Here is a 17,575-nt window from a genome sequence, read left to right as displayed (position 1 = left end):
CGACCACCGGTGGGCGTCGTCGTCACAGGGTTTCGGCACACGCCGAATCTTGACCCTACTTCGGGTGCTACCCATTTGCCCACTTCTGCACTACTGGGATTTTTTACTGCGCGGCCAACCAGCGAAACGCGACGGCGGAACCAGCATCACTGTGTTGGGCTCGAACGCACGGAAACGCTTGCGCACCCCCCGCGCCAGCCTCGACCGCGTCATCATCAACAATTTCGACGCGCTCAACCAGAGCCTTAGGGAAAAGACCATCGTCGTCAGTGGTAAAAACCACACCCAATTATCTCATAATCAACCGTTAAAGTCCTGGTCAAACCCTAAAAAACAGCGAGAAATTCACCGAAAACTACTACTAACCCACACTCCTAGAGGACGACGTGCATCGCCCGGGCGGCATCCGTTATGGAACCGGTGAGTGAAGGGTAGACCGGGAAGGTGCGAGCAACCTCGTCGACCGTGAGCCGGTGCTCGACGGCGAGGGCCAGTGGGAAGATGAGCTCGCTGGCCTTGGGTGCCACGATGACGCCGCCGATGACAGTTCCACTGCCGGTACGGGCGAAGAGCTTCACGAAGCCGTCCTTGATTCCCATCATTTTTGCCCGCGGGTTCACGGCAAGTGGCAACTTGTAGATGTCGCCCTGGGCGAGGCCGTCTTCGATCTGCTTCTGGGTGTAGCCGACGGTCGCGATTTCAGGCTGGGTGAAGATGTTCGCGGCGACGTTGCGGATCTCGATCGGGTTGACGATGTCACCCATCGCGTGGAACACCGCGGTGCGGCCCATCATCGATGCAACGGATGCCAGCGGGATCTCCGTCGTGCAGTCCCCGGCCGCGTAGATGTTCGGAATGGAGGTGCGGGCGACCCTGTTGACCTGGATATGCCCGGACTCGGTGATCTGCACGCCAGCCTGCTCGAGGCCAATATTCGCGGTATTCGGAATAGACCCGACGGCGATGAGGCAGTGGCTGCCCTCGACCGTGCGTCCGTCTTCGAGGGTCGCGACGACACCGGTCTTGGAGCGCTTGACCGAGGCGGCGCGCGACTTCGACAACACGGTCATGCCGTTGCGCTTGAACACGTTCTCGATCACGTTGGCGGCATCGGCGTCTTCACCAGGCAGCACCTGATCACGGCTGGAGATCAGGGTGACCTTCGCACCGAGGGCGCGGTAGGCGGAGGCGAACTCCGCTCCAGTGACGCCGGAACCGACGACAATGAGGTGTTCGGGAAATGCCTTGAGGTTGTAGAGCTGGGTCCAGGTGAGAATGTGCTCGCCGTCCGGCAGCGCCGAGGACAGCACGCGCGGGCTGGCTCCCACCGATACGACGATGGTGTCGGCCTCGATGCGGTCGAAGTCCGTTGCGGTATCGTCGCCGGAAGTGGCCACGACGATGGCGTTGGTACCGTCGAGGCGCCCGTGACCCTGCACGTAGCGCACACCAGCCCGGATGAGCGTGGCCTTCATGTCTTCGGACTGCTGACGCGCCAGGGCGAGGAGGCGCTTGTTCACGGCGGCCAGGTTGATCGCGACCTCGGGTCGCAGCGGCTTGCCGGTTTCCCCGCGCACGAAGAACTGCACACCGAGGTCGGTGGCTTCTCCGATGGAGTTCGACGCCTCGGCGGTGGCGATGAGGGATTTGGAGGGGACAACATCCGTTATCACGGCCGAACCGCCGACACCGACGCTTTCGATGAGGGTGACGTCTGCACCCTGCTGTGCTCCGGCGATGGCCGCTTCGTATCCGCCGGGCCCTCCACCTAATACTGCGATGCGTTGCTTGCGTTCGAACTCATAGGCCATGTACTCCATTCTCGTGGCCCGCGCACCCCCCGCCAAACCGCGGGTACGCTCTTATCGCCCAAATTCTCCCTAGAAACGGCTAATTCGAGCCGTATTGTCGCCAGAGTGCCGGTTCGGCGCGCCGATGAGCAGAATTCGTGCAAAATCTCCGCATGGTTGGCGGGGGTTCTAGAGTAGTGAAATGTTCACGAACGAGATCAACCCGTTAGACCTGCCCGAAACTGACCCGTTTGAGGCAGCTCGGTCGGCCGCAGCGGAGATCGCCGGCATCACGGGAGTGCCTCGACACGACATCGCCCTGACACTCGGCAGCGGCTGGGCCAAGGCGGCCGACCTCATCGGCGAGACGACGCACACCGTGGCCGCAGCCGACATCACCGGGTTCAGCGCCCCCGCGCTGGCTGGCCACGCCGGCACCCTGCGCTCGATTCTGCTGCCCGGCGGCAAGCGCGCGCTCGTGATCGGTGCCCGCACGCACTACTACGAGGGTCACGGCGTGCGCCGGGTCGTGCACAGTGTGCGCACGGCAGCGGCGACCGGAGCGACGACGATGATCCTGACCAACGGGGCCGGCGGCATCCGTGAATCGTGGAAGCCGGGAACGCCGGTACTGATCAGCGATCACATCAACCTGACCTTCGATTCGCCGATCGAGGGCGCAAATTTCGTTGACCTGACCGATCTGTACTCGAAGCGGTTGCGTGATGTCGCGCGTGGCATCGACCCTTCCATCGACGAGGGCGTGTACTGCCAGTTTCGCGGGCCGCACTACGAGACGCCCGCCGAGGTGCAGATGGCCAAGGCGATCGGCGGCCACATCGTGGGCATGTCGACCGCGCTTGAGGCCATCGCAGCCCGGCAGGCCGGCATGGAGGTGCTGGGTCTTTCGCTCATTACCAACCTCGCCGCCGGCATTCAGTCGACGCCGCTCAGCCATGGCGAGGTCATCGAGGCCGGTGCCCTGGCCGAACCGGTGATCAGCGCGCTCCTCGCGCGGATCGTAGCTGCGCTGTGAGCGGCCCGGATCGCGTCAACGCCCGGCAGCCGGTCGAACGTAGCGGCGGTCGCCACTCCGGCCCGCCAGCGGATGCGACTGCTCACGTCACCGCCGCCGACCCGGCCGACGAGACCGAGACTCCCACCCGCGCCCTCCCGATCGTGCAGGACAGCGACTACGCCGGCTCAGAACCGACGGTCGCCATTCCGACCATCACAAGCGACGACGCTGATATCGACGACCTTGCGACCGCGCCGGTTGCCCACGAGACCCCGGAGACCCCGACCGACCGCACCGCAGCGCTGTTGCAGGCCGCGCGGGCATGGCTCAACCAGGACCCAGATCCGGAGACGCAGGCGCAGTTGCGCGCTCTCATCAATGCCGGCGGAGACGGCGACACCGCAGCGCTGTCCGATCTGCATTCCCGTTTCGATACCCGGCTCGCCTTCGGCACGGCCGGGCTGCGCGGTGAAATTTCCGCAGGACCGAACCGCATGAACCGCGTACTCGTCTCGCAGGCCGCCGCCGGCCTGGCCACCTACCTGCTGCGACACGCTGCGCCCGGGGTGACCCCGTCGGTCGTCATCGGCTACGACGGACGCAAGAATTCACACGTCTTCGCGACCGACACCGCGGCGCTGATGGCGGGCGCGGGAGTGCGCGCCATCCTCTTGCCGCGGCTGCTGCCCACGCCCGTGCTCGCCTTCGCCGTGCGGCATCTCGACGCAAGCTGCGGCGTGATGGTTACGGCCTCGCACAACCCGCCGAACGACAACGGCTACAAGGTGTATCTGGGCGGCGTGAACAATGGCGCGCAGATCGTCTCCCCTGATGACAAAGCCATCTCGGACGAGATTCTGCGCGTCGCCGCCGACGAGCACGTGCCGCACCTGCCGCGCGCCAGCTACGAGACCGCCGAAGAAACCGTTGTCCAGGCATACATCGCCGAAACGGCAAGCATTGCCCACACGCCGCGGGCGCAGGTGAACTCGGTGTACACCGCCATGCACGGCGTCGGCTGGGACACCACCCGCCGCGTGCTCGAAAAATCCGGTTTCGACCTGCCGACCCTGGTCGACGCGCAGATCGCGCCCGACGCGGCCTTTCCCACCGTCGCCTTTCCGAACCCTGAAGAGCCCGGCGCGATGGACCTCGCCTACGAGACCGCACGTGAGGTGAATGCCGAGCTCATTATCGCCAACGATCCCGACGCCGACCGGCTGGCCGTCGCCATCCCCGACATCTCAAGCGCGAGCGGTTACCGCCGGCTCAGCGGCAACGAGGTCGGAGCGATTCTGGGCTGGCGCGCCGCGGCCCTGGCTACTTCTGACGTCTCAGACCCGGGCGCTCTCGCTTGCTCGATCGTGTCATCGCCGGCTCTGCACGCGGTAGCGGATGCCTACGGCCTGCGTTTCGTCGAAACCCTCACCGGGTTCAAATGGGTATCGCGGGTTCCGGGCTTGGTTTACGGTTTCGAAGAGGCGCTCGGCTACCTGGTCAACCCGGATAGCGTGCGCGACAAGGACGGTATCTCGGCAGCCGTCGCCCTGCTGTCGCTGGTCAGCGACCTCAAGTCGGAAGGAACGACCCTCGCTGGCTACCTTGACCGGTTCAGCGAGAAGTTCGGACACTACGCCTCTGGGCAGATCTCGGTGCGGGTCTCCGAAGTCTCCACGATCGCCCTGGTCATGACACGCCTGCGGGAATCTCCGCCGACCCATGTCGGACGCATTCGTGTCGACGAGATCGACGACTTTCGGTGGGGGCTGGGTGACCTGCCGCCGAGTGACGTGTTGCGCATCCGTTTGACCGACGGATCGCGCGTCATGGTGCGCCCGAGCGGTACCGAACCCAAGCTCAAGGTGTATATCGACACCCGCAGCACGGTCGGCACGCTGGTCGAGCGCCGTGCCGCGGCGCAAGCGGCCCTCGATGAGCTCGACCGCGGGATGCGCGCGCTGATCGAGTAGGTGGGGCATCCACTCGCCGGGCCCACGTTAGGGTTCTAGGCCCGGGCTCGGAAGCAATGGTGACGGTTAGCCGAGCAGGGACACCGCCCGGGCGATGACGAGGGCCAGCAGCACGAAACCTCCGAAAGACTCTAGCCCCATAAGCGCTTTGGCGCGCAACGACAGCGGCATCGTGTCGGTCGGACTAAACGCCATGGAATTCGACAGCGAGAAGTAGACATAGTCGAAGAACGACGCGACCCAGCCGGTGCGCTGCGACGATCTCGCGGCTACCTCCTCGATGGCGTCGTGGTCTTCGTCCTGCGGAAAGCGAAAGTCGGCCGGGGGAAAGTCTGCCCGATCGGCGTGACGCCTCGAGACCGGGCCGCCGCGGTCGAGTTCCCAGTAGACCAGGGCGAACGCGATGACGTTGGTCACCCACACTTGCAGGGCCGCGAGCAGCAGGGTCGGCCCGTCATTCTTGTCGCCCGAGGTGAGCTGGATTACGAGCTGAACGAGTGCGACCTCGTTGGCCGCGACCAGCAGCACGGCCTGACCGGTCGCGAGGTATTTCGACCAGCGAGTTTCACGGTGTAGTCGGTACGGGTTGAGGGCGAGGAGCGGTATCAGCATGGCAAGTCCGATGGCGACGACCGTGTACCGCAGGCCGGGCAGGAATGTGCTCGGCAAGGTGGCATACAGCGTGAGTGCAACAAACAACCCCAGTACGGCCGGCCACCGGTGCTCGGCCCGTGCGCCCTGTTTCACACTGTCGCTCATGCGCTGAGCATAGGCCCGTGGCGCGTTATGCACCGCACCAGGCGAACTTCAATGCGCTGGCGACAACCGGCGCCCGGCCCCGAACGCGGAGGTGACGGTAGGCGTCGTCGACGTCGCGGCCGCCGGTGATTTGCCGGATCTTCGCGACCGGATCGGGGCTAGGAACCCAGCGCGATGGCGAGCTTAGCGACGAGTTCGTCGACGTCGAAATAGTTGTTGATGACGATCACGTCGGCATTGGTCTTGCCGATCGCGCCGACGAGCTCCGACGAACTCAGGATGACCTGGGCATCAGCGGCAACAGAGCGCACGCCGGCAACATCGGTTGCCTGCACGCTCGCCTCGATCTCGAGCCGCTCGAGCGCGCGCTCGGCGTTGACCTTGAGAATGGCCGAAGTGCCGAGGCCGATGCCGCACATCACGACGATCTTCACGCGAAGACGCTCTGCACGAATTCAGCGGTGGTCGCGCCGGCCAGCGCCGGAATCACCGCGGGGTCATTGAACACGTTGGCGAGTTCGGCGACGAACTGCAGGTGGTCGTCGGCGCCGGTCACGGCCAGGCCGACGATCACGCTGACCGGGTCGTTGTGCGGGTGCCCGAAGTCGACCGGCTCGGCCAGCGTGACGACGCAGAGACCGTCGGTGAGAACATCCGCTCCCGGACGGGCATGCGCGAGCGCGAGCCCAGGCGCGATCACGATGTAGGCACCGAATTCATGAATCACCGCGATCATGCGATCGGTATAAGCGGATGTGGCGGCTCCGGAACGCACGAGGGCGTCGCCGGCGGCCGTGATGGCCGCCGTCCAGTCGTCAACGTGCGCGCCGATCGTGATGGCGTCAAGCGGAAGGTGCGGGAGTGACATGGTTACTTTCGGTTGTGGGGCGGTGCTGGGCGAGCCAGCCGGCCCTCCAGGGCGGTGCTAGGCGTCGCCGAAGCCCGCTTCGATGGCTTCGACGAGTTCTTCGCGGTCTTCCAACGGCAGGAAAGCCGCGTGGGCAGCGTTGAGCTGGAAGATCTCGAGGTCGCCGAGGTCGTAACCGAAGGCATCCGAGAGCAGAGCGAGTTCCTGGGACAGGGTGGTGTCGCTCATCAGACGGTTGTCGGTGTTGACGGTGACCTTGAAACCGAGCTGATACAGCAGGTCGAAGGGGTGGTCAAAGAGCTCCTCGCCCCAGGCGGCGACCGCTCCGGTCTGCAGGTTCGAGGACGGGCTCAACTCGAGCGTGATCTCGCGGTCGCGCACCCACTGGGCGACCGGTCCGAGGGTGACGAAAGTGTTGTCGTCGTCTTGGCGTTCGATGGTGACGTCTTCGGCGAGGCGAACGCCGTGGCCGAGGCGCAGCGCGCGGCCGTCGAACAGGGCACCCCGGATGCTGTCCAGCCCGTCGGCCTCGCCGGCGTGCACGGTGACCGGCATGAACTCGCGGGCCAGCAGGTCGAAGGCGCCACGGTGATTGCCGGCCGGAAAGCCGGCCTCGGCGCCGGCGATGTCGAAGCCGACGACGCCGTCGAAGCGATAGCGCACGGCGAGTTCGGCGATTTCGAGGCTGCGGTTGGCGTGACGCATCGCCGTGATGAGCTGGCCGATACGGATGCTGCGGCCCGACTGCTCGACGTTTTCGATGCCGGCTTCGATGCCGTCCTGCACGGCTTCGACGACCTCGTTCAGGGTAAGGCCGCGAGCCAGGTGCTGCTCGGGAGCCCAGCGAATTTCACCGTAGATGACGCCGTCATCGGCGAGGTCCTCGACGAATTCGCGGGCGACCCGGCTGAGGCCCTCGCGGGTCTGCATCACTGCGGTGGTGACGTCGAAGGTCTTGAGGTAATCCACGAGCGAGCCGGCGTTGGACTGATCGGAGAACCACTCGCCGAGCGCGTCGGCATCCGTTGTGGGAAGCACGAAGCCGATGGAGTCGGCTAGTTCGATGATCGACTGCGGACGCAGCCCGCCGTCGAGGTGGTCGTGCAGGGAGATCTTGGGCAGGGTATTGATGCTCGTGCCGCCGCCGGGCATGAGGAATTCCTCGATCAAAGTCATACGGACAAGCTCCTCGGTACGGGGACGGGTGTGAACTACAACCGCTCGCCCAGCTTATCGGAGCGCCTCTGCACGGACCATGAGAAATACGGCGAGTGAATGCCGCGGGTGAGTGTTGCAGCGGTTTGGCGTTTGGCGTTTGGTGTTTGGTTGACGGGCAGGCCTTCTCGTTGCCGATTATGGGGTGTGCTGGAACCCTCTTCGGGCGCTGAGCTCAAAGTGTGGTGAGCGGGCAGCACTGCGGCGCCTGTCGCATCACGCCGCGCGGGAGCTGCGCCAGTGCGCGGGCGTCGCGCGAAGCGGCTCGACACCCGCGTCACGTCGAATCGTCGTCGCAGCCGGCACTGTCGGCCACCCGTGAATACGCCCGGGGCCGCGGCCCGCCGCGTGACTTCCCCTGGTCGACCGGGTTGGATGGAACACACGACGACCCGGAGATTCATGACGAAGACAACGCACCCGAACGACATCACCGTTCCCGACCTGCACGGCAAGCTCGCCGTAGTCACCGGCGCCAACAGCGGCCTCGGATTCGGCCTCACCGGGCGCCTCGCGCAGGCCGGGGCCGAGGTCATCCTCGCCGTGCGTAACGAAGAGAGAGGTACCGCGGCCGCAAACAGCATTCGCGAGCAGACCCCGGAGGCGACCCTGAGCATCCGTCATCTGGATCTGGCCTCGCTCTCGAGCATCGCCGGTTTCGGTGCGGAACTCACAAAAGAGGGACGCCCGATCGACCTGCTGCTCAACAACGCCGGCCTCATGATGCCGCCGGTGCGCGACGAGACCGAAGACGGATTCGAGCTGCAGTTCGGTACCAATCACCTCGGCCATTTCGCGCTCACCGCACACCTTCTGCCCCTGCTGCGGGCGGCCGGGACCAGCCGGGTCGTGAGCCTCTCGAGTTTGATTGCCCGCACCGGTCGCCTCGATTTCAACGACCTGCAGGGCCTGCACTACCGGGCACACCGGGCCTACGGACTCTCCAAACTCGCCACGCTCATGTTCGCCCGCGAGCTGAACCGACGCAGCGTCGTCGACGGCTGGGGCGTGCGCAGCGTTGCCGCGCACCCGGGTGCGACCGTGACCAACCTGCAGATCTCCGGTCCCACCCACAACGGGGCGTCGGCCCGGCTCTTGCTCGCCGCCAACTCGGCCTCGCACCGAATCGGCTGGCTGTGGCAGCAGATCGACCAGGGCATCCTCCCTGCCCTGTACGCGGCGACCAGCCCGGCGGCGGCCGGCGGCGGCTACTACGGCCCTGGCGGGTTCGGCGAGCTCACCGGCGCCCCCGCACCCGCCAAGCTGCCCCCGCAATCACTCAGAGAAGCGGATGCCCGCCTCCTCTGGTCGATCTCGGAGGAACTCACCGGAGTGACCTACCCAACCGCCTAGTAAAGCCACCCCTGCGCCCGACAGAACCCAAATCAGCCCCCCACCGAGCGCCTACCAACCGACCACGAGCCGCACCACACCCACGGTTCAGCTGTCAATCACGTTCACCAGCACCCGGGCCAGGCGCCGGCGGATGATGTGGTCGTTGGCCTCGACCCTGTGCATGGTGACGTGGCGCATCCGCTCAATGATGGTCATGCTGCCGTGCGCGATGAACGCGTCTAGCGCGCCGTAGATCACGTCGACCGGTACCTCGAGGCTCGCGATATCGCTCACCACGGTTTGCGATTCGATGCAGTGCTCCATCGACTTGATGAACGGCGTCCAGGTCTTCTCGGTCAGCTCGAAGGTGCCCTTGGGCAGCAGCCGTGTGATGATCGACGCGTTGGCGAGCGTGAAGTCCTTGTTGGCGCGCAGAAAATCGTAGGCCCGAAGGTAGGCGCTGACCCGCGCCTTGACCCGCGGATCCCCAATATCGCTCGGCGAAACGTAGACCGGCGGACCGACCAGCACCATGCGCGACACCGTGCCGCTGCCGGTCAGCCTCCGCCAGGCGCTCGCCCCCAGGCCCTGCCCCTGCATCGCGGCGTAGCGGGTGCTGATCAGGCTGCCGAGAGAGTGGCCGACCAGCACGAACGGCTCGCGCAGTTTCAATGAGCGGATGGTCGCGGCCAGGGCCCCGACATGATCCTCCAGCCGGTACTCGCAGCCATCCGGTGCCGGTGACTGCCCGAAGCCCAGAATGTCCACCGCGATCACCCGATGATTCGGGGTGAGCAGCGGGATCACCTCGTAGAAGGTAATCGAGGACGACGCGATGCCGTGCACAAGAATGACAACCGGGCCGGTACCGGCATCCGTTGCCACGTGCAACAGCGGTGGGCGGGACCGACGCACTCTGCGCATCCGTTTTGCCCACCAGGTCATGTGCTAATTATCGTCGCGCAGCGTGGCCTTGAAGTCGTTCTTGGACTCGGTGGCAGTGCGCTCGGCCTCGGCGTGCTTGACCTCACCCTCGGCCTTCTTCACCTTGGCGTCGGCCTTGGCCTCGTCGACCCGGTCTTCGATGCGGTCCTTGGCGTCATCTGCCGCCCGGCCGATTTTTTTGCCGGTGGCATCGAGCGCATCCTTGGCATCATCTACGAATCCCATGTTGTCCTCCTGGTCGAGTTTGCAGTCGGGCTGAACCGCCGACTCCCTGACCATACTTCGGGGGGTAGGCACCGAGTCCCAATTGTGATCCGACTCCCAGACTGCCCCCAGACAGCGCGCCCACCCCGCTCGGTACGGTGAATCATGAGACGAACCTGGGGTGTGATCGCGGTCCTGCTGGCGACCGTGTTGTTGGCGGGATGCACGGCGAATAGTGGTTCGGTGAGCACGGACTCATCGGAGGGCACGGGCTCGTCGAATGGCGTCGTCGGCGGGGCCGCGCCGGAACAGGGCTTTTCGAACGACAAGGCCGCCGCCGAAAGCGTCGTTACCGGCAGCACCGGCGACGTGAACACGTCCAACCGCGATGTCATAACCACCGGGTCCGTATCGATCACGGCCACCGACCCGGTCGCGGCGAGCGAATCCGCCGTCACCATCACCGAACAGGCCGGCGGACGCGTCGACAGTCGCAGCGAAAACCCGGGCACCCCCAGTCAGCCGGCAAGCGCTAACCTCACCCTGCGCATTCCGTCGGACGAACTCGACCGTACCCTGGCCGAGCTCAAGAAACTCGGTCGGCTCAACTTCGTCTCGCTCAACGCCCAGGATGTGACACAGCAGAGCCAGGACCTCGACGCCCGGATCACGGCTCTGACCACCTCGGTCGACCGGTTACTGGCGCTGATGGCCTCGGCGACGAGCACAACCGACCTGATCAGCATCGAAGACGCTTTGTCGAGTCGGCAGGGTGAGCTCGAAAGTCTGCAGTCTCAGCGCGACTTTCTCGCCGATCAGATCGATTATTCGACCGTCCAGCTCGAATTGGTAACGGAGGGCACCGTGGCCTCCGGCGGCCCCGACAACTTCTGGACCGGCATCATCGCCGGTTGGACGGCCCTTGTCGCCGCCCTCGGCGGCCTGCTGATCGGCCTCGGAGTGGCCCTGCCCTGGCTCATCATGCTGGCAATTTTCGGGGCAATTGTGCTGCTGATCGCGCGGGTGTTCGCGCGGCGGCGCAAGGCTGCATAGGCTTGTCTCTGTGACCGAGTTTTTCCCTGCTAGGGCCCTGCCCGAAACCTCTCCGGCAGCGCCCGTTTTTGTACCCGCGACCCAGCCGGTGCTGTCTGACCAACTGCTGGCCAGAATCCGCTCAAGGGCCGCCGGGTATGACCGGGCCAACGCCTTCTTCACCGAAGATCTCGAGGTGCTCGTCGCTGCCGGCTACCTGCGCGCCCTCGTGCCGGTGCAGTTCGGCGGACTCGGCCGCACCCTGCAGCAGAGCGTGCGCGAGCAGACCCGGCTCGCCGCCCACGCCCCGGCCACCGCCCTCGCTGTGAATATGCACCTGATTTGGACCGGTGTTGCTGCCAGCCTGCACGCACAGGGCGACCACTCGCTCGATTTTCTGCTCGAGGAAGCCGGCCACGGCGAGATCTTCGGCTTCGGCGTGAGCGAACCCGGCAACGACCTGGTGCTGTTCAGCTCGCAAACGGATGCCCTCCCCCAGGCCGATGGTGGTTACCGGTTCACCGGCACCAAGGTGTTCACCTCACTCTCCCCCGCCTGGACCCGACTCGGCACCCTCGGCCTGGATTCCTCCGACGCGACTGACCCCGCGATCGTCTGGGCGTTTCTCGATCGAGCGGATGCCGGCATCCGCTCGAAAGACGACTGGGATACCCTCGGAATGCGCGCCAGCCAGAGCCAGAGCACCGTGCTCGATGGCGCTCTGGCCCGCCCCGACCGGGTCGTGCGCCGGCTGCCGGTCGGCCCGAACGGCGACCCGCTCGTCGCTGGCATCTTCGCCAACTTTGAAATTCTGCTCAGCGCCGTGTACACCGGAATCGGCCAGCGCGCGCTCGAACTCGCCGTCGCGGGCGCACACCGGCGCACCTCGCTGAAGAACGACGGGCGCACGCACGCCCAGGATCCGGTCGCGCGGTGGCGGGTCGGGGACCTCGTCATTGCGATGGATGGCATCTATCCGCAGATCGACGCCCTCGCCCGGGCGGTCGACGAGCGTTCGTTCACGGTCGGACCGGCCTGGTTCGCGCAGCTCTCCGGGCTCAAATACCGGGCCACCCAAAACGCCAAGTTCGTCGTCGATACCGCAGTGCAGGTTGCCGGCGGCTCCGCCTACGCCGCATCCTCCGAATTGGCCCGGCTCTACCGCGACGTGCTCGCGGGTTTCTTCCACCCCTCCGACGCGGACTCCGCGCACGGCACCGCCGCAGCTTCCGTTCTCGGACCCCTCGATTTGCCCACCTCATGAGTTTCAGTAAAACCACCGCCATCACCCTCGACCACTCCGGCTATACCCGGGCCGTGCTCGACCTCACCATGCGTCTCGCCGAGGTTATCTTCACCGCCGGCGCCGGCGCCGAAGACGCGACCGCCGCGATGATCGCACTCACCCGGGCCTACGGGCTCAAGGGCACCGACGCGAACATCACGCACACCATCATCACGCTCACGCAGGAAGACCCGGCGACGCACGAGTCGATCACCCGCAGCCGCAACGTGAAGTACCGCTCCCTCGACTATTCCAAGCTCACCGCCACCTCGGAGCTGATCGCGGACATCATCGAGAAGCCGATCGAGGTCGCCGAGGCCCGCAAGATCCTCGCCACCATCGTCAGCTCCAAGCCGCAGGTACCCAAACAATGGCGCCGCATCGGCTGGAGCTTGGTCGGCGCCGGCGCCGCCGTGCTGATCGGCGGCGGTCCGACGGTGATCGTGGCCGCGTTCATCGCGACCTGGATCATCGACTGGGCCACCTCGGCGCTCGACCACCACCAGGTTCCGCTGTTCTACCAAACCGTGGTCGGCGGTGCGGTCGGCCCGCTCGTCGCCGCGATCGTGCGGGTGATCGACCCAACGGCCAACCCCTCGCTCGTGGTCGTTGCCACCATCATTATGCTGCTGGCCGGTGTCACCACCTTCGGTGCCGTGCATGACACACTGTCGGGGTTTTACCTGACCGGCACCGCCCGGCTGGTCGAAGCGCTGCTGATCACGGCGGGCCTGGTCACCGGAGTCTCGGGCTCTGCGCTGTTCCTGGCCCGGTTCGGTCTGCTGCTCGAGATCGACTCGAACCCGATCGTGACGATCGGCGTACTGCCGGTGCTGCTCGTGGCGGCCCTGGTCATCGTGATCGGCTTCGCGCTGGCCGTGCAGGTGCCCTGGCGGGCGATCTGGGTGGTCTGCGTGCTCGGCGCGCTCGCCGAATTTCTGTTCGTGGCTGCGATGGCCGGCGGATTCGGCCTGGTCTGGGCCTCGGCGGCGAGCGCCCTCGGCGTCGGCCTGCTCGCGGCGGTCGCGGCGCGCATGGTGCGCACGCCTCCGCTCGTGATCATGGTGACGGCGCTCGTGCCGCTCGTGCCCGGACTCACCCTGTTTCGCGGGCTGCTCCAGCTCTCCGAGGGCGATATCAATGGTCTGCTCGCGCTGCTCACCGCTGCCGGCATCGCGATGGCCCTCGCCGCCGGCGCACTGCTGTCCCAGTACATTGTGCAGATCGTCTGGGGCCCGGCTCGCCGACTGCAGCGCCGCTTCGTCGGACCGCTCATGGCTCTGCCGGTGCGACGCGGCCGCGACGCAACCAAGCGCATTTAGCGCGTGCGGCAGCATCCGCTGTCAAACGGATGCCGCAGCACGCGTCAGTTGGGAACGTCCGCCTCGTCCGCTTCGATGTGGTCTTCCTCGACGAATCGATACGGGATGGGCTCGTCAGTTTCGCGGCCACGCTTATAGGTGCGCGTGATCGTTTCGGTGTCTTCGACCGCTTCGAGCACCAGCACGTTCTGATACTCACCGTCGATGTATTCCAGTTCAACCTCGGTTCCGGCGGCAATCGGGTTGGGTCCAAAGAGAACTGCCCGGTAAGTGGCGCTGTGGCTCATGACGTTACCTTTCGACGAACGGGTTCACTGTAGCGCCAGCATACGACACACCGACAGCCGTGCACAGGGCTCCGACCGGGTTCGACGGTTCCGGTAACGCGGTCGGCTGCGAAGATGACGGATGCCGCAAACCCGCGTATTCTCGAGGAGACGGAGCCCCACGGCTCGGCGCGAAGGAGTACACAATGGCTGACAAATCACCGAAAAAGGACGCAACCAAGAAGGTTGCCGACAAGTCCCTCAAGGAAAAGAGGGCCGACAAGAAGGCGAAGTCTGAAGAGACCGCTTCTCGGGCCCGCAAGAGCTAGGTTCTGCATCTTCTCGGTGCTTCTGGTACGACGTACCCTGGCACCACGCGCTGCATCTGGCGCTCGAGGTGCCGCCACGATAGTGGCGGCACCTTTTTTCGTCGGCATGACCGACAGCATCCGCTTGTGAAAGGACCAGCCATGACCCTGCCCACCGAAGACACCCGCGTGCTCTACCCGAGCGGCGCCGTCGACGCGCAGGCGACAGTGCTGCACTCCGAGCCGCTGCCGGACGGACGCTCAGCCGTGCTGCTCGATGCGACCTGCGTGCATCCGGTCGATGCTGGCTGGCCCGATCAGGGCCCTGACCAAGCCTTGCTGCATCACGGCGCCGCGTTCTGGCCGGTCGAGGACTGCATCGTCGGAGCGACCGATGGGTCGGCGCTGTATATCGGTGCGGATATTCCGGTAGCCAAAGGCACCCCGGGCTGGTCCTTCGTCGTGGTGCACGTCGTCGACGCGGCCGGATTGAACGCCGGCGACAGCGTCACGGTCGAGGTTGACGAGGGCCTGCGCGACGCCACGAGCGCCGGACACACCATCTGCCATCTGGCCTCCCTCGCCCTGAATGACGCTCTCGTCGAGCGGTGGAAAAAAGAGGTACGCCTCGACGCGCTTGGCCACCCCGACTTCGACGGCCTCGCCATCGACGAATCACTGATCGGCCAGAACGCGTCGGTTGATACCTATCGGCTCGGCAAATCGCTACGCAAGAAAGGCTTCTCAGTCGACGGCTTCGCCGAGTCGCTCGCGTCAATTGAAGCAGCTATCAACACGACCCTCCTCGCGTGGACCGTGACGGATGCCGCAGTGCGCATCGACCGCGACGGTGATCTGTTGACGGATCGCCGCTACTGGGCCTGCGAACTGCCCGGCGCGACCGTGCGCATCCCCTGCGGTGGCACCCATGTCGAGTCGCTCGGCACGCTCGGTGTCGTGACCGTGACGCTCGGCCTGCACGACCAAGACGGCACCGACGTGCTCACCATGAACACTTCCGCCACGCGTTAGTTTTCACGCATCCGGGGCAATTTGCGGGGACGATCGGGGCATCCATCACGCACCCTGCACGGTCAATCTGCGAGAGATTGCGCATTTCCGCCTCTACGGGCACAATTCAGGGGTACCCGGTCAGAGAGGACCAGCCATGAGCATTGTCGTTGAGAGCCCGAAGATCGGCGGTATCGAAATGGAGGCGCCCAGCCGCGAATTTTACACCGGCTCCACCACCGATTTCTTTTCCTACCAGGATTTCCTTACCGCTGACGAGCGGCATCTGGTAGCCACAGCCCGCGCGGTGTTCGAACGCGAGATTCGACCCGTCGTCGCCGAGCACTGGAACAACGAGACGTTCCCGTTTGAAATCATCCCCGCCCTTTCCACCCTGAACCTCGTCGACCTGTGTGCGCGCGGCGACAATTTCTTGCTCCACGGGTTCATGACTGTCGAGCTCTCCCGCGTCGATGCCTCTATCTCGACCTTCGTCGGCGTGCACAGCGGCCTGTTCGCAGCGGCTATCGCCCAGCTCGGTACCGACGACCAGCGCGACCGCTACCTCGCTGATGCTGTCTCCCTGCGCAAGATCGGCGCGTTCGCGCTCACCGAACCGAACCACGGCTCCGATGTCTCGCGCAATATGGAGACAACCGCCACCCGCACCGGCGACTCTTGGACCCTGAACGGCGTCAAACGCTGGATCGGCAGCGGAACCTTCGCGGCCAATGTGCTGGTCTGGGCGCGCGACACCGCCGACGACCAGATCAAGGGCTTCATCGTCGACGCGACCTTAGACGGGTTCACTGCCGAGAAGATCGAAAACAAGATAGCCCTGCGCATTGTGCAGAACGCCACGATCACCCTACAGAACGTTGTGGTCGCCGAACGCGACCGACTGCCCGGTGCAACGAGCTTTCGCGATACCAACCGGTTACTCACCAATTCGCGGGTCTGGGTCGGCTGGCAGTCAGTAGGCCTGCAATTCGCCGCTTATGACTATGCGCTGCGCTACGCGCTCGAACGCCGACAGTTCGGCAAGCCAATCGCCTCGTTCCAGCTCGTGCAAGAGAAGCTGGTGCGCATTCTCGAGAATGCGACCACATCGCTCGGCCTGATGGTGCGCATCGCCCAGCTGCAACAGGCTGGAACGCTGCGGCCGGAGCACGCCGCGATGGCCAAGGCTTCCGCCAGCGCGCGCATGCGCGAATCCGTGGCGCTGGGCCGTTCGGTGTTCGGCGGCAATGGCATCTCCACCGACTACGGCATGGCCCGCGTCTTCGCCGACGCCGAAGCCCTGTACACCTACGAGGGCAGCTACGAGGTCAATACCCTCGTGGTCGGCCGCGCGATCACGGGCATCTCCGCGTTTCAATAACAGGCCCCAAGGCATTCGCCCGCCGAGCTGTGACATTGCACTGCCGGCGGGGTGTACTCCGGGTTCAAGAGTGCGTCCACCGGCAGCCGGAGCGCTGGCTTGGGCGCGACGATTCCGAGGCGACGCCCGATGATGATGGCACCTATCTGCGCGCGGCCCAGATCGCTGACGCCAACGGGATAGTGCAGTTCACCACCGTCTGGCCTGGCTGGTATCGGGGCGGGACCGTGCACATCCGTTTGAAGGTGCACGTGAACAAGCTTTTGACGATCGAGACCACCACAGCGGGTTACCTGGGTTACATCAACCTGGATGTGGGCGCGGTCTGAAGTTTTGGCGGCCATCCGGTTAACGAGGTGTGAGTTTAGAACCATTTCAAGCGAATTTCTGGCTAAAACTCACACCTCGGCGAAGCGGATGCTGTTAGACGCGTTCGAAGATGGCGGCGAGTCCTTGCCCGCCTCCGATGCACATGGTTTCGAGGAGGTAGCGGCCTTCGGTGCGCTGCAGGTGGCGGGCGGCGGTGGCGAGGATGCGGGCGCCGGTGGCGCCGACCGGGTGGCCGAGGGAGATGCCCGAGCCGTTGACGTTGGTGCGGGCCCAGTCCTCCGGGGTGAAGTTCCACTCGCGGCTGACGGCGAGCACCTGCGCGGCGAAAGCCTCGTTGAGCTCGATCAAGTCCATGTCGGCGAGAACGAGCCCGGCACGCTCCAATGCCAGCTTCGTCGCGGGGACCGGGCCGAGGCCCATGCGCGAGGGCTCGACACCGGCTCGACCCCAGGCGGCGAGCCGCACGATCGGGGTCAGGCCGAGCTCGGCGGCGCGTTCCGGGGTAGTGACGATGCACGCGGCGGCGGCGTCGTTCT

18 protein-coding genes and 1 pseudogene are annotated in these 17,575 nt (G+C 65.4%); 10 read left to right on the top strand and 9 right to left on the bottom strand.

Translation table 11 applies throughout. The features are described 5' to 3' along the window. Positions 1-374 precede the first annotated feature (374 nt). Complete coding sequence (locus CXY73_RS01565) at positions 375-1,811, bottom strand: NAD(P)H-quinone dehydrogenase (protein ID WP_104176593.1); 1,437 nt, start codon at positions 1,809-1,811, stop codon at positions 375-377. Between the two features lie 181 nt (positions 1,812-1,992). On the opposite strand from CXY73_RS01565, the gene CXY73_RS01560 reads away from it, so the two are divergent. Both CXY73_RS01560 and CXY73_RS01555 read left to right on the top strand, forming a co-directional pair. After that, the gene (locus tag CXY73_RS01560; RefSeq protein ID WP_104176592.1) at positions 1,993-2,826 is read left to right on the top strand and encodes a purine-nucleoside phosphorylase; all 834 of its coding nucleotides are present in this window, start codon (positions 1,993-1,995) and stop codon (positions 2,824-2,826) included. A 287-nt stretch (positions 2,827-3,113) separates the two neighbouring features. Next, the gene (locus tag CXY73_RS01555; RefSeq protein WP_369831193.1) at positions 3,114-4,778 is read left to right on the top strand and encodes a phospho-sugar mutase; all 1,665 of its coding nucleotides are present in this window, start codon (positions 3,114-3,116) and stop codon (positions 4,776-4,778) included. A gap of 66 nt (positions 4,779-4,844) precedes the next feature. Here the strand turns inward: CXY73_RS01555 and CXY73_RS01550 are convergent, their stop codons facing one another. From CXY73_RS01550 to CXY73_RS01535, 4 genes are all read right to left on the bottom strand, one after another. After that, the gene (locus tag CXY73_RS01550) at positions 4,845-5,537 is read right to left on the bottom strand and encodes a hypothetical protein (protein ID WP_104176597.1); all 693 of its coding nucleotides are present in this window, start codon (positions 5,535-5,537) and stop codon (positions 4,845-4,847) included. Positions 5,538-5,695: 158 nt separating this feature from the next. Then, entirely contained in the window at positions 5,696-5,971 is a 276-nt protein-coding gene (locus CXY73_RS01545) for a PTS sugar transporter subunit IIB (RefSeq protein WP_104133979.1), read from the bottom strand. Continuing rightward, entirely contained in the window at positions 5,968-6,405 is a 438-nt protein-coding gene (locus CXY73_RS01540) for a PTS sugar transporter subunit IIA (protein WP_104176591.1), read from the bottom strand. Before CXY73_RS01540 ends, CXY73_RS01545 begins: the two co-directional genes overlap by 4 nt. Positions 6,406-6,462: 57 nt before the next feature. Further along, on the bottom strand, positions 6,463-7,581 hold the full coding sequence (locus CXY73_RS01535) for an adenosine deaminase (RefSeq protein ID WP_104133981.1): 1,119 nt from the start codon (positions 7,579-7,581) through the stop codon (positions 6,463-6,465). Positions 7,582-8,022: 441 nt separating this feature from the next. Between CXY73_RS01535 and CXY73_RS01530 the strand changes: the two genes are divergently transcribed. Next, positions 8,023-8,973: an SDR family oxidoreductase gene (locus CXY73_RS01530; RefSeq protein WP_104176590.1), complete on the top strand. Its 951-nt coding sequence runs from the start codon at positions 8,023-8,025 to the stop codon at positions 8,971-8,973. Positions 8,974-9,060: 87 nt separating this feature from the next. On the opposite strand, the gene CXY73_RS01525 is transcribed toward CXY73_RS01530, so the two are convergent. After that, positions 9,061-9,900 carry an alpha/beta fold hydrolase gene (locus tag CXY73_RS01525; RefSeq protein ID WP_104176589.1) on the bottom strand — a complete coding sequence of 280 codons (840 nt, stop codon included), beginning with the start codon at positions 9,898-9,900 and terminating at the stop codon, positions 9,061-9,063. A 3-nt stretch (positions 9,901-9,903) separates the two neighbouring features. Then, complete coding sequence (locus CXY73_RS01520) at positions 9,904-10,125, bottom strand: hypothetical protein (RefSeq protein ID WP_104133991.1); 222 nt, start codon at positions 10,123-10,125, stop codon at positions 9,904-9,906. 144 nt (positions 10,126-10,269) lie between these two features. On the opposite strand from CXY73_RS01520, the gene CXY73_RS01515 reads away from it, so the two are divergent. The 3 genes from CXY73_RS01515 (at position 10,270) to CXY73_RS01505 (ending at position 13,743) form a co-directional block, all read left to right on the top strand. Next, complete coding sequence (locus CXY73_RS01515; protein ID WP_104176588.1) at positions 10,270-11,157, top strand: DUF4349 domain-containing protein; 888 nt, start codon at positions 10,270-10,272, stop codon at positions 11,155-11,157. An 88-nt stretch (positions 11,158-11,245) separates the two neighbouring features. After that, positions 11,246-12,400, top strand: a complete 1,155-nt coding sequence (locus CXY73_RS01510; protein WP_104176596.1) for an acyl-CoA dehydrogenase family protein — start codon at positions 11,246-11,248, stop codon at positions 12,398-12,400. Beyond that, on the top strand, positions 12,397-13,743 hold the full coding sequence (locus CXY73_RS01505) for a threonine/serine exporter ThrE family protein (RefSeq protein ID WP_104133985.1): 1,347 nt from the start codon (positions 12,397-12,399) through the stop codon (positions 13,741-13,743). The genes CXY73_RS01510 and CXY73_RS01505 overlap by 4 nt, the downstream gene beginning before the upstream one ends. Positions 13,744-13,787: 44 nt before the next feature. Here CXY73_RS01505 and CXY73_RS01500 read toward each other — a convergent pair whose 3' ends face one another. Continuing rightward, entirely contained in the window at positions 13,788-14,030 is a 243-nt protein-coding gene (locus CXY73_RS01500) for a hypothetical protein (protein ID WP_104133986.1), read from the bottom strand. A gap of 185 nt (positions 14,031-14,215) precedes the next feature. Here CXY73_RS01500 and CXY73_RS23135 point away from each other — a divergent pair, with 185 nt between their 5' ends. The 4 genes from CXY73_RS23135 to CXY73_RS22515 all read left to right on the top strand — a co-directional run bounded on the left by CXY73_RS23135 (position 14,216) and on the right by CXY73_RS22515 (position 17,038). Next, positions 14,216-14,338, top strand: a complete 123-nt coding sequence (locus tag CXY73_RS23135) for a hypothetical protein (RefSeq protein WP_255408738.1) — start codon at positions 14,216-14,218, stop codon at positions 14,336-14,338. 141 nt (positions 14,339-14,479) lie between these two features. Beyond that, positions 14,480-15,349 (top strand): metal-dependent hydrolase, encoded by an 870-nt coding sequence (locus tag CXY73_RS01495; RefSeq protein ID WP_104176587.1) that lies wholly within the window; start codon positions 14,480-14,482, stop codon positions 15,347-15,349. Positions 15,350-15,485: 136 nt separating this feature from the next. Then, complete coding sequence (locus CXY73_RS01490; RefSeq protein WP_369831192.1) at positions 15,486-16,709, top strand: acyl-CoA dehydrogenase family protein; 1,224 nt, start codon at positions 15,486-15,488, stop codon at positions 16,707-16,709. Positions 16,710-16,738: 29 nt separating this feature from the next. Then, on the top strand, positions 16,739-17,038 hold the full coding sequence (locus CXY73_RS22515; protein ID WP_104176586.1) for a hypothetical protein: 300 nt from the start codon (positions 16,739-16,741) through the stop codon (positions 17,036-17,038). 94 nt (positions 17,039-17,132) lie between these two features. Here CXY73_RS22515 and CXY73_RS01480 read toward each other — a convergent pair. Continuing rightward, a pseudogene (locus CXY73_RS01480) lies at positions 17,133-17,575 on the bottom strand (acetyl-CoA C-acyltransferase); the annotation flags it as partial.

This window comes from Cryobacterium sp. Y50, assembly GCF_002929805.1.
Classification (GTDB): domain Bacteria; phylum Actinomycetota; class Actinomycetes; order Actinomycetales; family Microbacteriaceae; genus Cryobacterium.
This window is presented reverse-complemented; position numbering and strand designations above follow the sequence as displayed.